Annotated in this window: 14 protein-coding genes and 1 pseudogene; 8 read left to right on the forward strand and 7 right to left on the reverse strand. The window is 49.9% G+C overall.

Annotated features, from left to right (window positions below):
- Window positions 1-379 precede the first annotated feature (379 nt).
- From GA004_RS13405 to GA004_RS13425, 5 genes are all read left to right on the forward strand, one after another.
- On the forward strand, window positions 380-1,204 hold the full coding sequence (locus GA004_RS13405) for an ATP-grasp domain-containing protein (RefSeq protein ID WP_283394382.1): 825 nt from the start codon (window positions 380-382) through the stop codon (window positions 1,202-1,204).
- A 628-nt stretch (window positions 1,205-1,832) separates the two neighbouring features.
- Window positions 1,833-3,341 (forward strand): BCCT family transporter, encoded by a 1,509-nt coding sequence (locus GA004_RS13410; RefSeq protein ID WP_283394383.1) that lies wholly within the window; start codon window positions 1,833-1,835, stop codon window positions 3,339-3,341.
- Between the two features lie 674 nt (window positions 3,342-4,015).
- Entirely contained in the window at window positions 4,016-6,337 is a 2,322-nt protein-coding gene (locus GA004_RS13415; RefSeq protein ID WP_283394384.1) for an FdhF/YdeP family oxidoreductase, read from the forward strand.
- 366 nt (window positions 6,338-6,703) lie between these two features.
- Window positions 6,704-7,072 (forward strand): hypothetical protein, encoded by a 369-nt coding sequence (locus GA004_RS13420; protein ID WP_283394385.1) that lies wholly within the window; start codon window positions 6,704-6,706, stop codon window positions 7,070-7,072.
- Window positions 7,065-7,307 (forward strand): hypothetical protein, encoded by a 243-nt coding sequence (locus GA004_RS13425; protein WP_283394386.1) that lies wholly within the window; start codon window positions 7,065-7,067, stop codon window positions 7,305-7,307. Before GA004_RS13420 ends, GA004_RS13425 begins: the two co-directional genes overlap by 8 nt.
- A 26-nt stretch (window positions 7,308-7,333) precedes the next feature.
- Here the strand turns inward: GA004_RS13425 and GA004_RS13430 are convergent, their stop codons facing one another.
- Window positions 7,334-7,819, reverse strand: a complete 486-nt coding sequence (locus GA004_RS13430) for a VPDSG-CTERM sorting domain-containing protein (RefSeq protein ID WP_283394387.1) — start codon at window positions 7,817-7,819, stop codon at window positions 7,334-7,336.
- Between the two features lie 252 nt (window positions 7,820-8,071).
- On the opposite strand from GA004_RS13430, the gene GA004_RS13435 reads away from it, so the two are divergent.
- Window positions 8,072-9,052, forward strand: coding sequence for a hypothetical protein (locus GA004_RS13435; protein WP_283394388.1), 981 nt, complete (start codon window positions 8,072-8,074; stop codon window positions 9,050-9,052).
- A 70-nt stretch (window positions 9,053-9,122) separates the two neighbouring features.
- On the opposite strand, the gene GA004_RS13440 is transcribed toward GA004_RS13435, so the two are convergent.
- A complete protein-coding gene (locus tag GA004_RS13440; protein ID WP_283394389.1) occupies window positions 9,123-9,671 on the reverse strand; it encodes a hypothetical protein in 549 nt (182 codons plus the stop codon).
- Window positions 9,672-9,975: 304 nt separating this feature from the next.
- Between GA004_RS13440 and GA004_RS13445 the strand changes: the two genes are divergently transcribed.
- Together GA004_RS13445 and GA004_RS13450 are read left to right on the forward strand one after the other, a co-directional pair.
- Window positions 9,976-11,229 carry a DUF1552 domain-containing protein gene (locus GA004_RS13445; RefSeq protein ID WP_283394390.1) on the forward strand — a complete coding sequence of 418 codons (1,254 nt, stop codon included), beginning with the start codon at window positions 9,976-9,978 and terminating at the stop codon, window positions 11,227-11,229.
- A gap of 2 nt (window positions 11,230-11,231) precedes the next feature.
- Window positions 11,232-13,838: a DUF1588 domain-containing protein gene (locus tag GA004_RS13450; RefSeq protein ID WP_283394391.1), complete on the forward strand. Its 2,607-nt coding sequence runs from the start codon at window positions 11,232-11,234 to the stop codon at window positions 13,836-13,838.
- A gap of 66 nt (window positions 13,839-13,904) precedes the next feature.
- Here GA004_RS13450 and GA004_RS13455 read toward each other — a convergent pair.
- From GA004_RS13455 to GA004_RS13475, 5 genes and pseudogenes are all read right to left on the reverse strand, one after another.
- Window positions 13,905-15,350 (reverse strand): annotated as a pseudogene (locus GA004_RS13455) (alpha/beta hydrolase domain-containing protein).
- On the reverse strand, window positions 15,313-16,875 hold the full coding sequence (locus GA004_RS13460; RefSeq protein WP_283394392.1) for a carboxylesterase/lipase family protein: 1,563 nt from the start codon (window positions 16,873-16,875) through the stop codon (window positions 15,313-15,315). The pseudogene GA004_RS13455 and the gene GA004_RS13460 overlap by 38 nt, the downstream one beginning before the upstream one ends.
- Window positions 16,876-16,887: 12 nt before the next feature.
- Window positions 16,888-18,303 carry an aldehyde dehydrogenase family protein gene (locus GA004_RS13465; RefSeq protein WP_283394393.1) on the reverse strand — a complete coding sequence of 472 codons (1,416 nt, stop codon included), beginning with the start codon at window positions 18,301-18,303 and terminating at the stop codon, window positions 16,888-16,890.
- A gap of 25 nt (window positions 18,304-18,328) precedes the next feature.
- Window positions 18,329-19,819: a sodium:solute symporter family transporter gene (locus GA004_RS13470; RefSeq protein ID WP_283394394.1), complete on the reverse strand. Its 1,491-nt coding sequence runs from the start codon at window positions 19,817-19,819 to the stop codon at window positions 18,329-18,331.
- Window positions 19,809-20,324 carry a hypothetical protein gene (locus GA004_RS13475; RefSeq protein ID WP_283394395.1) on the reverse strand — a complete coding sequence of 172 codons (516 nt, stop codon included), beginning with the start codon at window positions 20,322-20,324 and terminating at the stop codon, window positions 19,809-19,811. The genes GA004_RS13470 and GA004_RS13475 overlap by 11 nt, the downstream gene beginning before the upstream one ends.
- Window positions 20,325-20,347: the final 23 nt, after the last annotated feature.

A 20,347-nucleotide genomic window follows, 5' to 3' on the forward strand; every position in this document is an offset into this window, starting at 1 on the left:
TCTCTCCTGTGTCATTTGCGAGAGAGCAATCGCTGAACTTTGCCTTAGCTCAATGATTAGGAAAACAAGACCAACTAGAACTGCGACGTTACTTAACACTGTAGACTGTGTTAGATTTAATAAAGCCACCAGCATTAATGGAGACATTTGCCTAGCACGAATTCCTGGAAAGAAGTGGTATTTTATTCGAACACAGTTGTCTACTGTACGTAAAACCAGTGCACCTCAGTAGAAAGTTGACGTCAATTGATTGATAGAATTTCCTATTATAAAATGTTATCAAACCAATTCTCGCATCAAATTGAAAAAACCGAGTTTCGTATCAAAATTGACCCGCAGAATATGCCGCTTTTTCCCTACTTCGCTTAGCTCAAAGTGTGTGAAAATTCTGTTATTTCCCCGAGATCTTAAATGGGAGGAGAAGTTACAGCGTCTAACTGGATACACATTTATTGATGTTGACGACGAAGATGATTTGATCGGCAGAAAATCTATCGAAGAAGTTTTTCTGATTCCACGCACTGATCAGTTCGCAGCACATCTTTCGCTCAATCAGAGAAGCTTTAGAGAAAATAATTACAAATTCGTAACTTCAGAATATAAACTCATAGATCAGCTAGCGAACAAAGTAAAATTTTCTAATCACGTTTTGCAATCTTACCTACCTAAAAAATACAACTTTGATGACGTCAAATACCCTTGTTATTTGAAATATGAATACGGCACTTATAGCGAGACAGTATGGAAAGTCAATAACTGTAGTGAATTAAGTAAAAAAACTAAAAATTTGATACTCGATAAAGACTACGTAATTCAAGAAGCGGTCCCTGGGAATAAGGAATATTCTACTTCATTCATTGTTGATAGAGGTAGTATTGTATTCAACGCTGGATATTTTCATAGTTATAGCACGGACTTATTTGTATGGCCGTATGATAAAGCCGATGCATTCGCTAGGTTTAAATTAAATAAAAATTCTTCACTTATTAAAATATTTCAAGAGTTTCTAACCGATTATCATGGCATAATAAATTGTAATTACAAAATTATAGGTGGAAAACCAAAAATACTCGAATTCAACCCTAGACTATCGGGCGATATTTTCCACATCACAAGGCGGGAGCTAAATTATATGATTAAGTTATATTGCAAAATTTCGACTGATTTTAACCCTGAAACCATGAATTTAAAACCAGTGCACTGACGCCCGTTGGCTCCCTGCTTACCCGCCCTGTTGAACCCAAAACGCAAAGACTTGCGACCCACCGCGCCTCATAGAACCCAGGGGGGTTGCGTAGGCATTCGTTGATGACCTAAAATTACAGTATGCGAGCTGATCTTGGCCCTTAATTGTCTGTTAGCGTTAGGTGGTGTCGGTGGGCATTGGCTCCCTGAAACCGCGTGACTGCAGCCTGTTATTTGGTATACCACGAGGAGTTGTAAGGCGTTTGTCGAGTATGGCAAATTAATACTTTTACTTCAGCTTGGGGAGTGATGGGTTGACCTTCACCTGTGAACCATTCTCTTTCAAAACGCCTAAAAATAGGTCAACCCTGCTGGATGAATTTTCTGTCGGCAAATAAAGTGCTGACATAAATCTTGCTCATAGGAGGCCCCTTTGCTTCACTATTTAGCATTTTCTTTTTTCTACACAACAATAACACAATTGTATTAACTTACAATTCAAGTTGCGTAACTAATATCTCTATTAACCATTAGCTTATAAATTATGAAAACCTGCATAGGCTTTCCCTTATTTATACTCTATGCTTTACTTGTGTAATACTAAAAATTGAAACAATCAAAAAAATTCCTCGAAGGATCATCATAATATGAGCAAATCTGAACCAGAAGTAGACTGGGCGGTATTTATTCCAGCTGTCATCATTGTTTTAGTCTGCACAATTCCACTAATGATTTTTCCTGAAAGTGCAGCACAAATCCTTACAGATAGTCGCAAATTTATAATGACTAATTTTTTGTGGCTATACCTTATCGTTGGCACAAGTGCTTTTCTCTTTTGTCTTTGGCTGGTCCTTGGGCCCTATGCTCACGTCAAATTAGGTGCACCATACGAGTCACCCGAATATTCAGATACGCAATGGGCAGCTATGATGTTTACCACAGCCATAGGTGCCAGCGTCATTGCATGGGGTTTCGCAGAACCAATCTTTTACTTGCAAACTCCACCTATGGGTATCCAGGTCGGATCAACTAAGTCTTTTGAGTGGGCTCACATGTATCCGCTGCTGCATTGGGGCATCATACCTTGGTCAATGTATGCACTACCGGCGGTGCCCATTGCATATATGCTTTATGTAAAACGCTACCCAGTGCTTCGTTTAAGCAGCGCCTGTGATGGTGCACTGCCAACGTATGGGCGTGATCAAATAAAAACAATTATCGATATTTTAATTGTCCTGGGTATTGTTGGAGGTGTGGCAACATCTCTTGGATTGGGGGTACCTTTGCTCTCCGCAATGCTGTCCACCTTATTCGATGTCCCCAATAATATGGTGATTAAGATGAGCATACTATCGCTATGGACTTTGTTGTTTGGCACTAGTGTATATCGAGGTTTAAAGTATGGGATTAAAACACTCGCTGACATCAATATTGTCATAGCCATTTTTGCTATTTTATTCGTCCTAATAGCAGGTCCAGGGGTATTCATTATGGACCTCACGGTTAATAGTATTGGATTAATGTTTAATAATTTTATCCGTACATCTACATGGACAGATCCCATTGGAAACGGTAGTTTTCCCGAGGATTGGACTGGATTTTACTGGGGGTGGTGGCTAGCTTATTCCGGGATGGTTGGGTTGTTCTTTGGCCGAATTTCTCGTGGCCGCACGATCCGTCAGTTAGTCTTGGGCGTGATCTGTTGGGGCTGCTTAGGTACCTGGCTATTCTTAGCAGTGATGGGCGGATATTCTCTTTATTTGGAAATCACTGGGACCCTTGCTGTCAAAGAAATTCTGAGCAATCAAGGAATGTCATTTGTTAACGCGTTGGTTATACAGAGTTTGCCTTTTGGTAAATTTGCTTTGTTTATATTTACCCTGTTATCAATAATTTTTTACGCAACTACTATAGATTCATCGGCCTACGTGCTCTCCAGTATCTCTGCTAAGAATCTCCGCAGTGATACCGAGCCAAAACGATGGAATCGCTTAGCTTGGGCTGTTTTACTAGCACTAATTACTGCCGGTGTTTTACAGTCTGGAGCTCTGGACACCGTTTTGTCAATTACCGTTCTTAGCTCTGTCCCGCTAATTCCCATATTGTTGATTCTGAGCATATCCTTGGTGCGCTGGCTGAACCAGGATTTTGGCTGATTTTGCTGAATGGTATGAAGCTCCTTCACACTCATTGCCCATTAGATACCGAGCCAGGATTCCCGCGTCAAACAGACTCTGGCTGGGGTGTTGTAGTCTTAATCATTCTTGGAGAAGTTTTTCTTTCCTAGTTTATTGATGATGACAATTTCAACAAGTGGCATTAAACACAAGAGGTATAGGTCCGCCATTTGACTCGTACGTTCTCGCACCTTGGCAAGAGTCGCCTCATACTTGAATGTTAGGAAATTCAATTTGGGTGTGACTGATGATCCGGAACGCAACCAATGAAGCCTTGTAGCCCAAACCAATCCAAGGAATTTCTAACTTGGTAGTGGCAAAACCAACCTTTAGCCTCCTCTCCGTGTCGTATAGAAACGATTGAATTTCCTATCAACAACGTTTAACACTTTATCCTTTCGCAGGAGATTTAATTTTTTCAATTTGATTCGGGGGGACTCTGCTGAAACCATGTTACCGGACTTTCGATACGCTTTTTTCTAAATCGATCACGACTGCAGTTTCCGTTGCTTACAAAAGAATTTATCTCGCTTCGTCTGACCATCGAGATAGACAAAAGTAGTTGCTATTTATCAGTGGTTGAAAACGCTTCATTTCTCCGGGGACATTGTAATAAGGCTAATGGCGAAAGACCTTGAAGGGACAAATTGCGAATGGGACAGCCAAATAAAAAAAATAAGGATCTACCGCTCCATCGCGGCAATGTTGATGACAAGAAACTCAAAATTAAGGAGCAAAAAGAAAGCTCTGTAGGTCTACGTGCTGTTGCCGAATCCTTCAGGCAACTCGGCAAGCACATGAGCGTGCCAAACGCTGTACGCACTACCTTGAGAGTCAATCAAACGCAAGGGTTTGATTGCACCGGTTGTGCTTGGCCGGATCCCGACGACGAACGCTCGGTAATTGCTGAATATTGTGAAAACGGGATAAAGGCACTCGCAGAAGAAGCAACGAAGCGTCGCGTTACCCCAGAGTTCTTTTCCCGAAACTCGGTATTGGAGCTAAGTCGGCTATCCGATTTTGAACTCGGAAAGTCAGGGCGAATAACTTCGCCTATGTACTTGTCGCCAGGAGGGACTCACTACGAAGAAATTTCTTGGGAAAATGCGTTTGAAAAAATTGCCTTTCACCTAAATTCGATTTCGCCAGATGAATCCATATTCTACACCTCGGGCCGCACGAGCAACGAAGCGGCATTTTTATACGGGCTTTTTGCAAGAGCTTACGGCACGAACAATCTTCCAGACTGTTCCAACATGTGCCACGAGTCAAGCGGCAAAGCTTTAAGTCAAACACTAGGACTTAGTAAAGGTTCGATTCGCCTGCGTGATTTCTATGAATCTGAGTTGGTTATCGTAATTGGACAGAATCCGGGAACCAATCACCCTCGGATGCTCTCGGCATTGGAACGTTGCAAGGAAAATGGCGGCAAGATCATATCTGTAAATCCCCTGCGTGAGGCAGGGTTGGTCCGGTATACCAATCCACAAAAGGCAATGCGCGTGCTTACTGGTGGCATACCGTTGTCTGATTTACATCTATCTATCCCAATCAATAGAGACTTGCCGCTGTTGAAAGCTTGGCTATTAATCCTCCTGGAAAAAGAGATGGCTGGCCAACCAGTGTTCGATCACGCGTTCATCAACGAATTTACCGATGGGATTGATACATTGGTGTCTCACTTGAATGGCGAAAATCTTGATAACTGCATTCGCGAATCAGGACTGCCAGAAGAACAGGTCCGTGAGGCCGCCGAGATGATTGCCGATCGGGACAAAATCATCATATGTTGGGCTATGGGTTTGACTCAGCAGGAAAATGGTGTCGCCACGATAAGAGAACTGGTCAATCTGCTGTTGCTGAAAGGGAGTGTTGGCATTGACGGCGGCGGAACTTGTCCGGTTCGGGGTCATAGTAACGTTCAAGGCGACCGAACGATGGGGATCTGGGAAAAAATGCCAGAGACTTATCACCAAAAATTGGAAACCGCTTTCGGAATTCATTCACCTCGAAAGCATGGATACGACACAGTGGACGCCATAAAAGCGATGCACGCGGGCAAAGCGAAAGTATTCTTCGCGATGGGCGGCAACTTTCTATCGGCAGCGCCGGATACCGATTTGACTGCGGCCGCCTTGAGAAATTGCCAATTGACAGTTCACGTGGCCACGAAACCCAACCGCTCTCATTTGATCCATGGGCTAGAGGCTCTGATATTGCCTTGCCTTGGGCGCACAGAAATTGATGTTCAGCAAACGGGTAAACAATTCATCAGTGTTGAAAACAGCATGGGTGTGGTTCATTCGTCTCAAGGAATCTTGAATCCCTTGTCCAAAAAACTAATGAGTGAGCCCGCAATTATTGCTGGTTTGGCGAAAACGGTATTCAAAAACAAAGGATCAAATGGCTCGGATATTGATTGGGATTGGTTAGCCGCTGATTATGACCGAATACGGAGTAAGATCGAAGAGGTCATTCCCGGTTTTCAAAACTACAATGAGCGGATTCGCAACGAGGCCGGCTTCGAGTTGCCAAATGGCCCACGTGTTAGAAAATTTGCAAATGCGGGTGGAAAAGCCCGCTTTACGGTAAATCCTATCCAAGAGTTCAAGTTGAAAGAAGGCCACTTTTGCTTGATGACTATTCGCTCTCACGATCAATACAACACAACGATTTACGGATTAAACGACCGATATCGAGGGATTGAACAAGGCCGAAAGGTAGTGTTCATGAATCGTGATGACGCGACGAAACTTGGACTTAACGCAAAAGCTCGAGTTAACATAGTTGCGATGCATGGTACTGAGCGCAAAGTCGTTTTTGATTTTAAAGTGGTCCCCTACGATATCCCCCAAGGTTGCTTGGCAGCTTATTTCCCGGAAGCCAACCCACTAGTATACATTCAATCTGTTGCCGCGGAGTCCAACACACCGGTCAGTAAAAAAGTGATCGTTTCGCTTGAACGGGTTAGCTAGCCTGAGAATGTAGCTAACTTGGTAGTGCAAAACCAACCTTTAGTCACCTTTTCGTAACAAATAGAAACAATTGAATTTACTATCAACAATCTCCCTCCGCTAGCTAACATTGCAACTGAAACCTTCCTTTTGAACGGTTCGCACAAGCATTTTTACGCAACAAGGGCGGGAGTCGGGAGAGGCGGCTGTATCGCAATTGATATTCATCAACTGCCCTCAGAAAAAATTGTAGCCTTAACGGCTCTTCTCCAAGTTTGATTCCATTATGAAAACAGAGTCATCGTTGGACTGGTCTTCCTTATCTTTGAGCTAAGACAAACCTCAAGTATCGCTCAGTCAGGGATCAGGCAGGATCGCAGTAACGCGATGATTGAGGAATTCAGCCAGATATACTCCGAAGATTCAGTGTTTCCTGTTCATATAGCTTTAATGGAAGGCGATTTTGAGGCTATCACTGGTCTAGAGAAGGAAAGACTGTTCTGGTTTGAGAGGGTAAGGTACCAACGATTTGAAGACGTATACTATCAGTGGGAAAAAGACCTGATTGACGTTAGTGCCTACCAAGAAAGCATGAACTATGCAGCGATTCGAAAAGATCTTTGGCGATGGCTCGACATACCAATGCCAAATCGGGCCATGAATGAAGCGGTAGACCAGCTGCAATCATCACCTAGTTTCACTCTTAAGCCATGGGCCATTCGATTCTCTGACTGGCTTAAATCAAAAGATGCCTAAAGTCTACTTGCTTAAAAAAATAAGCCCACAGGACTCTATCTGGAAGCATTATCCAGACAATGACCTTGTCCGCTGGGTCGGGGCAAACGAGGAAAAGGCTAGGAAAAACGCTGCTAGAGGATCTCTTTCAACTAACAAGGCCATGAGCATGTCTCCATGGCTCAACAAGGAGCAAACTTCTTGCGAGCTTGAGTACAACTCAGAGCAGGATGGTGTCGCTGGAGTGAGCGACTAGCGGAGTATCTTGGAGAGATTGCCCATTCAGCCTGATCCCCAACCTCGCCTTGCAGCAGCTAGAGCAACTACACCAACTAAAAAAAGAGCTGCTGTGGAACCTGTGTCGGGGACTCTCGTCGCGGTGGCCCAAGCCCAACTATCTACTGGAGTCCATGAGGGTGAATCAACCACATTACCTCCGTTATAGTAAGCCAGATCTACGCGATCGTAAAAGGCGTAGGCGAAGAATGGTCCAAATTGGGAACCGTAAACATTATTCGAACTACCGAATGAAGATCCGACCTTGCCAGTGAAAATACCAGCTAAGCCACTATTACCCCACCATACTTGGCTCTCTAGCTGACCTTGCAAAGAATTGAAAGACCCAGAAACCGTAGTGACCTCCCAATTGCCATCATTCGCCCCTTGCCCAGTGATATTTATGGACACCGCTTTGACCCCTGAAGCAGAACAGATGAAAACCAGTAAAGCGACCATGTGCCATACTCGAAATATTTTCGGTAATTTCATATAATTAATAAGCTAATAGTGTGTTTCTTTATACAATACTATGATTGCTTCCTATCACGCAACCTGATCGCTCTCTCAGGGTTTCTTTCGAAAAGTAATAACTACCTAAGGTTATCCCCAAAAAAGTGATGCCTACCCCAATCTCCGCCTTGCAGCAGCTAGTGAGATAACACTGGCTCCACCATACGTTTCTTGGCATTCGCCCCCATCCCAATTTATCGTTGAGTGGCCTGCAGATTACTGTTTCCTGTCATGTCAATGAGATTCGTAATCGATATTTCCAATGTAATCGGAATGAACAAACACAATAGCTTTTCGATATTGAAAAAGTTGAAAATAAAGAAAGCCTTTTCAATCGCTTTCTCAATTTTGGCTACACTATTCACGAACAACTCGCATGCGGCAAAAGTCGCCCGCGTATTCGTAGACTCTGAAGCTTCTTCAACCTATAACGAATATAAGGAATCGGAAAACGGAGAAACTTACGAAACCTACGTATTCATTAAAGGCAATTTCTACGGTGGTGATATCAGCGACAACAGTCTCAGAAATGTAACATTCGAGGAATTAGTGGGCACCATTGGTAATTCCATGAAACAGCGAAACTTCTACCCCTCAGCTTCCGCTGACCAAGGTGATTTACTGGTAGTGGTGCACTATGGTTTAATGAGTGTCCCCCAGGATTTGGGAGACCTCTTTCAGCTCGATATGGACGATCCTTATGGCGAACAGCCGTTCGATGAAGACGACGAAGAGGTTGACGAAAAGCAAATCGATGAGGATCCCTTCATCAATGATACCTATTTCAATGACCTAAAACGATTGAGCGAACTTAGCCACAACAACCAAGCAGGTATGAGCAATATCAAATTGGGGATCGGGCGTGCCTTGAACCGCAAGAATATCACAGCGGCTGAAGAATTTGATCTTCGTGCGGAACTAGAAGCCGAGCGTTACTTCATCATTCTGATGGCCTACGATTACAAAAAGCTTCGTAGCACAAAAAAACAAGAACTCCTCTGGACGACGCGTTTCAGCGTACCCTCGCTAGGCACAAACTTTGAAAATGCCTACCCCGCCCTCGCACGAGCTGCCAGTTCCTACTACGGATCGAGTTTGGATAAATACGCCACGACCAGCACCCATTTTGGGACTGGAAGCGTTGATATTCGGACGCTTGAAACTGTCGGAATCGAAGAAACCGAAGCAATTGAATTTCCTATAAACAAATAAGCTCCTTCAGTTAGCTTGGTGGTGTTGCCCTGCGAAACAGCTTTGGTGCTTGGTCGGTTCTTCGTTTGCTTTATTCATATACGGATGGAGCCCAAATTCCCCTGAACGGGCTTGGGTTTTTCTTGGACCATTTAGAAAATTCTAGCGCAAGCGTGGCCTGTTTAAAATCCTGCTGCTGGGTGGAAGCCTCAACCGCAGCTCTGAATTCGGGGTTGAATGCAGCAACTTTCAACCACTTCCAGAAGGGTAGTCTACTTGCCGCCATCGCAAGACTGAAATTGTAGGCGGAGTCATCGATAAGACCGTTATGGTACTGGAAAAAAACGTCTTCCAGTCTCACCATCCTAGCAGTTTCATAAAGTCTGATCTGATTCCAATCATCCTTCGACAGTGAATCAAAGTCCCCATCCTCGAGAGCTCTGTGAAGCATGCTGCTGAATTGCCGATTCTGAGCAAACAAAGCGTATTCATCAATGATGCTAAGTGTTCGCTCTTGTCGAATTTGAGATAGGGCTATGGTGGAATTTTGCCTCAGCTCTATAATCAAAAATATAAGGCCTGCGAGAACGGCTAAATTTCCGCAGGCTTTCGTGAGAGTCAGGATTATGTTCGGTTTCATGATGGGTCAATTAGTGTAGCTTTGTCTAAGGGCGACAAGAGCATTGCATCGGCCGAATCCATATTAGGCAATTTTACTTTGAGGGGCTTTCATCAGCTTCGCTGCTATTTTCGGCTTTAAGTTTTATTAATCTCCTGTTTAAAAAATCTAACTTAGTAGTGAAAAACCAACCTTTAGCCTCCCCTCCGTATCAAATAGGAACAATTGAATTTCCTATCAACAACCCTTCTTGTCTACCCCGGAGTTACTCGCCAAATCCCCAGGGATCTCCATAGTAACACACTCTTCCCAAAACCCATTTCCCATGAATCTCGATCGACGTACCTTCATCAAAGGAATCGGCGGAGTTCTCTCGCTCCCCTTGCTAGAATCCATGGCTGCCGGCGCATCGCCCACCGCAACCCCGACTCGCTTTCTCGTAGTCGGCAATCCCTTGGGCATGCATCCGGAACACTTCTTTCCCACCGAATTCGGAAAGAACGCCGCGCTTTCTCCCACTCTGAAATCGCTGGAGTGGCTGAAAGATCGCCTAACCGTCCTCTCCCATACCGACCACAACATGGTTAGCGGACACGGTCGCGAGATCGCCTTCCTCAACGGAGTCCTGCCCGCCAACTCAGGAGCCTTCCCCGAGAAGAACATATCCATCGATCAGCTCATCGCTCGCCAAACCGGCAATCAGGTACGCTTTCCCTACATCAACGCGGCGCTCGAACGCGGCATCCGAATGAGCTGGAATGCCAATGGCGTCGAGCTCGATCCTTTCACCGATCCGCAAAAGCTCTTCGATCACCTCTTCCTCAACCTCACTACCAAAGAGCGCAAGATTCGCCGCGAGCTCATCGAACGCAACGGTAGTATACTCGACGCCGTGGGCGGTCAGCTATCCAACTTGAAACGCAATTCCACGACCGCGGATAAGGAACGCTTGGATCTCTACGAAACCTCCGTGCGCGAACTCGAGGACGCCTTCTCCGACCGCAAGAACTGGATCGACAAGGAGAAGCCAACCTTCGACATCTCCGAGCACTTCAATGCCTACGAGGTGACCGTAGCCAACCGTTACAACGCGATCTTCGATATGATCGCCTACGCCTTCCAAACCGACCTCACACGTGTCGCCACAATCGGCTTTCCCAACGAACTCAGCTACACCGACGTCGCAGGCGTCACTCGCGGCTACCACGCCTGCACCCACAACGGCAAGAAACCGGAGGTGATCGCCGAACTCGTAGCCATCGAGTCCTTCCAAATCGCTCAACTTTCCCGCTGTCTCCAAAAACTGGACTCCATTAAGGAACCCAACGCCGAAGGCACCATGCTCGACAATACCGTCGTACTCTTCGGCAGCGGCATGGGCTACGGGGGCACCCACTCCAATCGCGATCTACCCATTCTCGTCGCCGGAGGCGGATTCAAGCATCGCGGCCACATCGATACCCGCAGCGCCGGGGGCAAAAACATGCCACTCTGCAATCTCTACAACACCATCCAGCAGCGCTTCGGCATCGAACGCAACAATTTCAACACGAGCTCTGGAACCTTCGACCTCGGATAGCCATGCTCCAACGAATCTCCCAATTCGGCAGGGGCTACCGAGCCGGTCCTCCCTACCCGCGCTTAATCCCCTTATCCCTCCTTCTCTCCATCGCGCTCTCCCTCCCCGCGCAGGCCAATCAGGAGCTCATGGAGCAGTATTGCGGCAAGTGCCACAATGACGACGAGATGAAGGGCGACTTCACCCTGACCGATCTTGGCGTCGCCCCGACGGACAATAATGCCTTCTTCTGGGAAGACAGTCTCGACTTCGTCACGCTCGCGGAAATGCCGCCGCCGGACAAGAGCGAACTATCCGATCCCGAACGCGCTCTCATCGTCGACTACCTCACGGAAAAAGTACGCGCCTACCACGAAGGCTCCAAAGAACTGAAACGTCCGCAGCCACGCCGCCTAAACAACCGCGAACTCGAAAACAGCGTTGCTGAGGTATTGCTCGTCGATCACGTCGGCACCCACCAACCAACCGCCAACCTGCTCGGCGATTCCCTTCACCATGGATTCGATACGCATGGCGAGTCGCTTGGTTTCAGTCAGTTCCACATGGAGCAGTACATCGAAGCCATGCGCAAGATCGTCGATGCCCATATTCTCTCTGGTCCCCGTCCAAAGACGCGCCGCATCGATGTTCCTTCAAGCCAGCTTAGGGTGACCAATATCAATCAGCGTCCCCGTCAGGAGCAGGCCAATCGAACGCCCGATAGTATCGAAATCCTGGATATACGCCTACATGCCTACTTCGACAATTTCCAGACGGTCGAGAAATCCGGTCGCTACCGCATCAAACTGCGAGCCATGGGCGTCGATCGCAACTACTACAACAGCGAAGCGACCGGCATTTACGAAGGCGATCCGATTACTCTTCGCGCGCATCTCGGCGACCGTCACCTCGACTTCTCCTTGCCCGACGGCGAAATCGGCGAAATCGAAATCGACGAGTGGCTCGCCGCTGGCACTAGGTTGCAAATCTCCTACCCCACCGACGGCCTCCGCCTGAACGGCAATGGAAATTTCAAATTCCAGTACCGCATCGCTCGCGATCACTTCTACCAAAACGATCGCGCCTTTTACGACAAAGTAGTCCGCGAAGAGGTCCCCTTCGCCAAGAACCGACAAGATGCTCCGGACCATTGGGTCCACTGGACGAAGTACTGGCGCGGTCCCCGACCCCGTCTTTTCAATGCCGAAGTCGAAGGCCCGCTCTACGAGAGCTGGCCCCCCAAGCGACAAGTCGCCTTGCTAGGAGAGAATCCCCAAGCGAAGCGCGCCACGGAGATCCTGCGCCCCATCGCGGAACGCGCTTGGCGACGCGAGGTCCGCGACAACGAACTCGACCCCATCGTATCGCTCGTCCAAGCCAACGCCCCGTCCATCGGCGACGTCGAAGCCTTAAAGGAAGGAATCGTCGCTATTCTTGTCTCCCCCTCTTTTCTACTTATCAACCCGGAAGAGAGCGCTCCTCCAGATCGCTTCGCGACTAAGTTCAGCTACTTCATCGAAAGCTCGCCGCCGAACGCCAACGCCCTGAAAGCCGCGCGGAATGGCGAATGGGATTCCTACTCCACCGTCCTCGCCGAAGTTCAAAGACGATTCGACAGCGGCGCCGCCGACGAATTTCTCGAACATTTTCCCTACTCTTGGCTGCAGCTCGACCGTATCAATTTCATGTCGCCCGACCCGGAGCATTTCCCGCTCTACGATAAGAAGCGGCTCAACGAAGACATGGTCAACGAAGCCCTAGCTTTCTTCCGCCATGCGATCGAAAACAACGCGCCGGTTCCCGAGCTCCTCACCGCAGACTATTCCTTCGTCAACGCGGACCTCGCCAAAGTGTATGGAATTTCCCACGACGTCGAGCGCGACTCCAAGCTTCGCAAATACACCTTCAAGGACGGTCGGCGCGGCGGCATCCTAGGCATGGGAGCCTTTCTTACCTTAACCGCCGACAGTCTCGGCACCTCGCCTATTCATCGAGCCATCTACGTGATGGAGAACCTCTTGGGCGTTCACCCGAATCCGCCTCCAGCCGACGTCGCGATCGAGGAGCCGGACGTCCGCCAGGCCAAAACGATCAAGGAAATCCTCGCTGCTCACGTCGAAGACGAAACCTGCGCCTCGTGCCACCGCAGTATCGACCCCTACGGCTACGCCTTCGAGAACTTCGATCCCGTCGGGGCCTGGCGCAAGGAATACACCATGCAGATGGAAGACCCACCCTCGCGGGCGGAGCTTAGAGAAATTCAAGCCGAAGATCTGCGTCGGGCCGCCCAAGGTCAACCTCCCCTCCCCAAGCCTTGGGAGAACGAGCCAATCGCCGTGGACTCCTCCGCCCAGTTTCGCAATGGCAGTGAATACAGCGACATCGTCGAGTATCGCGAGCTCATGAAGAGCGACTCCAACCGCGACCGCTTCGTCCGCTGCTTCATCGTTAAGCTGCTCGCCTACGCCAATGGCGAAGAATCGGAAAACTACTGGGAAATCGAAAAGATCCTCGAAAGGTCCGCCGAGCACGACTATCGGATCGTTGATACAATCGCTGCCGTCATCGACAGTCCTCTGTTTAGGGAAGTCGCGGCGAGCGAAAGAGAAATCGTAGCCGCTAGCAAGTAATCTCTAGCCGTCAAAAGCTATCCTCACTCCTCCAGTGGACTCTTTACAGGCATGCCCAGGCGATTCCTATCGCCCGATATTGGACTTCTCCGCATCGCGAATCGTTCGTTCCGCCGCATAGCGCAAGATGTAACCGTCCGACAGGTTTTGGTGTGCGACCTTTTTTACCGCTTCCACATAGACTTCATGGCTGGGATAACGCTCGCTAAGAGTTGCCGCATCAAAGGGTTCGTGGCTACCGTACAACCAGCAAAACTTGTAGCTCCCTGGATTCATGCCTGTGTTCTTCGCTGTGGGTACCGCATGAGACGCTAGGCGAATGCCTCCTAACGCGTTGCCCTGCTCGTCTCAGCCCAACACGAGTTTGGGCTTTATTTGCAGAATGACTAAGGGCTCTGCCGCTGGAGGGAGGGTGTTATCCCGCACCCAACGCTGCAGGTGTTCATAGGCCGCATTGAGCGTATCGCTAAAGGGGACTCTGCTAAAAGCGGGATAATCGCAATCAGGCGTTCGCGGTGTCACAACGCTAAACGGCTTGCCTAAGTGCAAATTACGAACTTTTCCATATTCCATTTCGAAGTGAATATCGACGTGCGAGGTGCCTGCGACCTCCCAGCAATGAAAGGTATCCGTATTGGGCTGACGGATCGCAGCCTGCCAGATCATATCCGATTCCGCCATGATCTTGAATACCTTTACCTCCAGATCATCCCGGATTTCAGCGCCTCCTCCATGGATCATGAAGCCATCGTAGACCGGATCCAGGGGATGCATATGGTTCACATAGGCCGCCAAGCGATTGGCCGACTGAGAATGCCCTGTGGCAATGACGAACTCTGCCAGTAAGCCGCCAAGAATGTCTGCCTGGTCGGGCTTCAAGGGCTTCCCAATACGATTGAAGGCTCGGCCTGCCGCAGAGAAAATATCAAACGAGAGGTCATCTTTCTCAACCTTGCCCCCATCGGTGACATCGAGGCTCCCATAGCGCTCCGGGCTCCAGTCTTTCATCGATTGGATCCCCATCCACTGTGCGGAAACGGCTACATAGGCATAGCCCTCGCGAACAAAGTGATCTCCCGACATCCACCAGTCGATGTCCTTGTCGGGTCCCGCTGTCACATTATTCCACTCCACGATAACGACCCCATTAAAGTTGGATGCGCTTCGGGGCCGCCTTACGATCAGGCGAGTACGATAGGGATGGCCCGAATCAATCATCGCTCCCGTTTTCTTTTTCGGTCGGGTATATCGATTAGCCAATCCTTCTATGAAGTACTCTTCCTCCAGATACCCATTCGCTTCCAGTTCGATGGCTGAGGCGCTGTAGATGGCATTTCGCGATGCACCTGGCTCATCGCCGGAGATAGGTCCGTCAATGGAGAAATCCGAGCGCGATTGGGAATAGGCTGATGTTAACAGAAGAGACAGCGTAACCACCGGCCATAAAAAAAACCTGCTAGACTTATTCATAATTCTAATTGTAAATTCCCTGCGTTGCCCCTTCGAGGGCATCGCTGGCCTCTCTTCGCAGATCGAACCCCGTTGAGATGGAATCGTCGAGTATAAGGTAAGGTTTTCGGTTGCCCTCGTACTCCGGCCACCTCGGCAGGTCCGGTCCATTTGGGTCTCCGTAATACGCAAAGCGTACCCAGTACTTCATGACCTTATCCGACAATACCTGATTTTCGGGAAACTCATCGGCGTTGTTTAAAGTATTGAAAACATAGCGCAACTCTATGGCATGCGGTGCTCCCATTCTCGGGTTCCTGCTACTCGGTTTGGCGAAGTCGTATTGAAACGCGGGAGAGGAAACCCGCTGCATTCCCTCTAGCAATTGACCGGCAGGATGGACGAACCAGGCATCCGTCACAAACTGGATGCCCGCTTGCTTTAGTTCATCTTGGCTTTCTCCCGGGTATTGAGCCAAGACCTTTTTGACGGATCGCCCGTAGAACGCTTCGAGCTTCGCTTCCAATTCAGCGCGCTGCGCAAAGCGAACGTAGTTCCGAAAATAGGCCCCTTCATCGCGAGTCGTCCCAATAATCACAGGCACGTTGGCTTGCTGACCCTTCGCGAAGACATGCGCCGGATGGTCCGGCAGGACCCATCCGTCAATCGTGGCTCTCGTTCGGTAGTAGCGAACCCTCTCGAGTATTTCAGATGGGCTCAACGATCTAAGCGCTTTAAGCGCGTCCGCGTTCGATCCCTTGACCTTGGGTTCCGCCCAATCCAACCCGAGTTGCTCCGCGGATGGCGTGTTGGAAACCGGCTCCTTTAGTTTGACGATATTAGGGCTCGCCAGCTCGTCGATGTATCCAAACATCCATGGGCTTTGAATAATCGCTTTGTGAAACAATCCTTTGGCCAGAGGAGAGGAGCAAAGGACCGCTACGCTCGTTCCTCCGGCTGACTCCCCGAAAATCGTAACGTTTTCGGGGTCCCCTCCAAAGGCCGCTATATTCCGCCGGGTCCATTCCAGAGCCGCTATCTGGTCGAGAAACCCGTAGTTGCCCGAAACTCCGCGAGAGGATTCCGTCGACAGCGCGGGATGAGCGAGAAACCCTAGGGCACCGAGACGATAGTTTATCGATACTAGGACGACACCGTTTTTCGCAAAGGCCGTTCCGTCGTAGGACTCCTTGTGCCCCCAACTTAGATTCAACCCGCCTCCGTGTATCCAAACCATAACGGGAAGCTTGGCAGATTCGTCCCCGCCTTTGGTTGTCCAGACGTTAAGGTAGAGGCAATCTTCGCTTTGCTCCTGCGTGGCGTTTCGGCCCGTTTTCTGGATACTCGCCGGTCCAAAGGTATCGCAAGTGCGAACGCCTTTCCAGGACTCGACGGCGTGCGGAGGACGCCATCTCAAGTCGCCAATAGGAGGTTTCGCATACGGTATGCCGCGATATACCTGCAGACCAGAGTCAGCATCCAATGCGATGCCGGAGATTTTCCCCGAGTCTACCTGAACGGGAGAAGCATGAACCAGTGCAGGATAACTAAAAGCGACTACGCAAAATAAAGAGCGGACGATTCTCATAACTGTATTGATTTATTTGGAATGGATGACCACCGATTTCATTTCAGTCATTTCTTCGATTGCGTATTTCGGGCCTTCCTTGCCCATTCCGCTTCCCTTCATCCCGCCATAGGGCATGGCATCGGTCCGCCATAACGGTCCCCAGTTGATATGAATATTGCCACTATCCACCTCCCGAGCGAAACGCATGGCAGCATCGATATCCTTCGTGAACAGGCCCGCGCTCAAACCGAATTCTGTATCATTCGCCAAACGAATGGCTTCGTCTATGCTCGAGACGCTCATCACCGATACCGCAGGGCCGAACAGCTCTTCGCGGCACACGCGCATATCGGGAGTCGCTACGTCGAGCAGCGTCGGCTGCATGAGAGCGCCATCCCTCTCCCCCCCGCATACCAATTGCGCTCCATCGCCCACAGCCTCCTGTATCCAACTTTCAACCCTAGAGGCGTCCGACTTCCGTACCATTGGGCCAATGCCCGTCTCTTCGAGCAACTGGTCCCCCACTTTTAGAGCCTCCACCTTGGGCTTCATCGTTTCGATGAGCGCTTCGCGAACGGACTCCATCACGATAAGTCTCTGGGCCGATATACATACCTGGCCCGCGTTGGTGTAAGCCGAGGAAACCGCCAGATTGGCGACTTCATCCAAATCCGCGTCGGGCAGAACGACCAGTGGGCAATTAGACCCCAACTCCATCGTCACTTTCTTGATTCCCGCGACGGCGCAAATGCGCTCGCCCACCTCCTTGCTCCCCGTAAAGGAGATCTTGCGAACGCGGGGGTCCGAGCAAATCTTCTCACCAATCAGGGAACCGCTCCCCGTCAAACAGGATATCCCCAGCGGAGGCAGGCCCGCTTCCAGCAGAATTTCAACTAACTTAAGGGACACCAATGGCGTATCGCTAGCCGGCTTCAGTATCACGGAATTGCCCGCCGCGATCGCTGGCCCGACCTTGTGGCAAACCAGATTAAGCGGAAAGTTGAACGGGGCGATCGCCGCGATTACCCCACAGGGAACACGCAAGGTGAACCCAAGCTTGTTCTTAACCCCTTTGCCGCCATCCAGCGGCAGCACCTCCCCCGAGAGTCGCTTCGCCTCCTCGCCGCTCAACTCGAGAGTTTGGGCTGAGCGATCGACCTCGAAAAGGGCCTCCGCCAACGGTTTTCCTTCCTCTAGGCTCAAAGTTCGAGCTATCTCATCCGCCCTTTGGCGGAGTAGAGCCGTAGCCCGACTGAGGATCTCGAATCGCTCGTAGCCCGTTAATGACTTCATATCCCCCGCGCCTCTTTGCGCCGATTCGATGGCCTCTTCCACATCCTGGGCCGTCGCCCGGGGGACCGTATCCACGATTTGCCCATCGAACGGATTGATTACCTCGATCGATTCATCTCCGCCTCGCCAGGCCCCTTTAGAGTAAAGTTTCATTGTCAGTACCTTCTTTTCGGCGTAACTATAATTTCATGACTTCCTCAATATCGGGACTCAACGAATCACTTTTCGAAGTCAAGGAAATCCCCACGAAAACCAGGGTAGACCCCATCAACGCGAGCGCTCCTCCAGAAACGCCGTAGGGGATGGAGAAACCGGCCATTTGAGCGATAACGAGTCCCCCATTGGCAGCGAGGCTGAAAACGATAGCTGCCAAGGCGGCTTTTCTAGATCCGCCACGCCAATTCAAGCCTAAGCCGATTACCGGGACCAACGCCGATGCGAAAACGCCCCAACCGAAGGCCCCTAATTGGCCAATCAGTTGAATGGGGGACTGCAGAGCGAAAACCGCCGCAAGAATAGCGAGAACCACAGTCGCGATACGGGCCCACATTAGCTCGCGCCGTATTGCGCTTCCGGTTAACGCTCTTGGAATGTCATGGGCGATCGCAGCCGCTCCAATATTTAGGAACCCATCCGCAGTGGACATGATAGCGGCAAACAATCCCGCGAATACGAGTCCGGCTAAAACGGGATGCGCATAGCTCTGCAGAAAGACCGCCGCGGCATCGTCTGCCCGAGCAAGCTCCGATTGGCCACCATTGAGAACGACGGACCGCATGAGCATTCCAATGCCGATCCACAGCAGTGCGGTGACCGTATAGCCTAGCAAGGTTATCGGAAGCGTTATTCTGGCGTCCTCGACTTTTCGGCTCATCATCATCTTCGTCACCACGTGCGGCTGCCCAGCCACGCCCAGTGTGAAAAGGAAAAACCAAGACAGGCACCCTAACATCCCGAGCGTACCCCACGGGCCGGCCGCCTCGGCATTGTCCTTGAGAATGACCTCCATCATTCCTCCCATTCCACCTTCTATCGCCCCTACCGCGCCCACGAATATAAGCACCGCCACGACCACCATCACGATCCCTTGAAAAAGGTCGGTGTAAACCGAAGCGATAATCCCCCCAGTCACACAGTAGAAGACCAGCACAGTGCAGGATACGACCACGCAGAATACAACCGAATCATGTCCCCAAACCCCATTAGAGGCGAAAATCTCCTGGAGCACGAAGGCCATCGCCCGAATCTGGGTCGCCAAATAGGCGATCACTCCGCACAAAATGGCGACCGCGACCAATCCTCGGACCTTGGGGCAGCGGTAACGGGCGGCGGCGATATCGGGCAGCGAGATGGAATTGCGAAGTTCGGCAAAGAGTCTTATACGCTTCGCTACGAGGAAAAATGCTAGCGCGAATCCGATCGGCGTGGTGACCAGTATCCAAAAAGAGCTTATGCCCATCCGATAGACGAGCCCGGGGCCGCCGACGAAGCCAAAGCCGCTCATTATACTTGAAAAGAGAGCGATTCCCGTGATCAGCACTCCCAAGTTGCGACTGGCCATGAAGAAATCGCTGGTATTCCGAGTCCGTTTCAAGGCCCAAAGCCCAATCGCTACGCAGAGGGCCATATAGGCAAGGACGCAGAGCAGAATAATCCGATTAGGATCCATTTTCGGGGCCTCCTTGGTAACGTTTCTTTATAGACTGGAAACGGCTAGCATCCTCGGGGGTGTAGATCCACTTGGCGTATTGGGTCGCGTAGAGAATCGCAAAAAGGGCGGAGATCGGCCACATACCAAACACAAGCCAAGCCGTCGGAAGCGGGAATCCCAAAATAAAGGGGGCGCCTTCGACGCCTTTGCCATAGGAAAGAATCAAAGCGAGATAGACCGCTAGGTACAAACCGCCGCTCGCCCCGATCAGCCATCGCCTAGGCCTGCCTGATGGCACGCATTGGCCGATGAGGAAGACAAACAATCCGATCTGTAGAGAGCCATATAGCCAGCCGCCCAACAATCGGCCTTCATGACGATCGGCATCGCCTCCTTGACTCATGGTTCCAAAATCGGGATGGACCACGCCACTCGCTGCTTCGGGCGGCTCAAGGAATAGGGCGATTGTCAGGGTAGCCAGAATGCAAAGAAGTAATAAAAATACGAATACGTAGGGTTTCATCAATTGAGGGAAGGTCGCGGGGG

Source organism: Candidatus Pelagisphaera phototrophica, from assembly GCF_014529625.1.
In the GTDB taxonomy this organism is placed as follows: Bacteria; Verrucomicrobiota; Verrucomicrobiia; order Opitutales; family Opitutaceae; genus Pelagisphaera; species Pelagisphaera phototrophica.

Bases quoted from the DNA above. Each gene is read 5' to 3' on its own strand.
- GA004_RS13410 (WP_283394383.1), top strand. From the start codon at position 1,833: ATGAGCAAATCTGAACCAGAAGTAGACTGGGCGGTATTTATTCCAGCT.
- GA004_RS13415 (WP_283394384.1), top strand. From the start codon at position 4,016: ATGGGACAGCCAAATAAAAAAAATAAGGATCTACCGCTCCATCGCGGC.
- GA004_RS13420 (WP_283394385.1), top strand. From the start codon at position 6,704: ATGATTGAGGAATTCAGCCAGATATACTCCGAAGATTCAGTGTTTCCT.
- GA004_RS13425 (WP_283394386.1), top strand. From the start codon at position 7,065: ATGCCTAAAGTCTACTTGCTTAAAAAAATAAGCCCACAGGACTCTATC.
- GA004_RS13430 (WP_283394387.1), bottom strand. From the start codon at position 7,819: ATGAAATTACCGAAAATATTTCGAGTATGGCACATGGTCGCTTTACTG.
- GA004_RS13435 (WP_283394388.1), top strand. From the start codon at position 8,072: ATGTCAATGAGATTCGTAATCGATATTTCCAATGTAATCGGAATGAAC.
- GA004_RS13440 (WP_283394389.1), bottom strand. From the start codon at position 9,671: ATGAAACCGAACATAATCCTGACTCTCACGAAAGCCTGCGGAAATTTA.
- GA004_RS13445 (WP_283394390.1), top strand. From the start codon at position 9,976: ATGAATCTCGATCGACGTACCTTCATCAAAGGAATCGGCGGAGTTCTC.
- GA004_RS13450 (WP_283394391.1), top strand. From the start codon at position 11,232: ATGCTCCAACGAATCTCCCAATTCGGCAGGGGCTACCGAGCCGGTCCT.
- GA004_RS13460 (WP_283394392.1), bottom strand. From the start codon at position 16,875: ATGAGAATCGTCCGCTCTTTATTTTGCGTAGTCGCTTTTAGTTATCCT.
- GA004_RS13465 (WP_283394393.1), bottom strand. From the start codon at position 18,303: ATGAAACTTTACTCTAAAGGGGCCTGGCGAGGCGGAGATGAATCGATC.
- GA004_RS13470 (WP_283394394.1), bottom strand. From the start codon at position 19,819: ATGGATCCTAATCGGATTATTCTGCTCTGCGTCCTTGCCTATATGGCC.
- GA004_RS13475 (WP_283394395.1), bottom strand. From the start codon at position 20,324: ATGAAACCCTACGTATTCGTATTTTTATTACTTCTTTGCATTCTGGCT.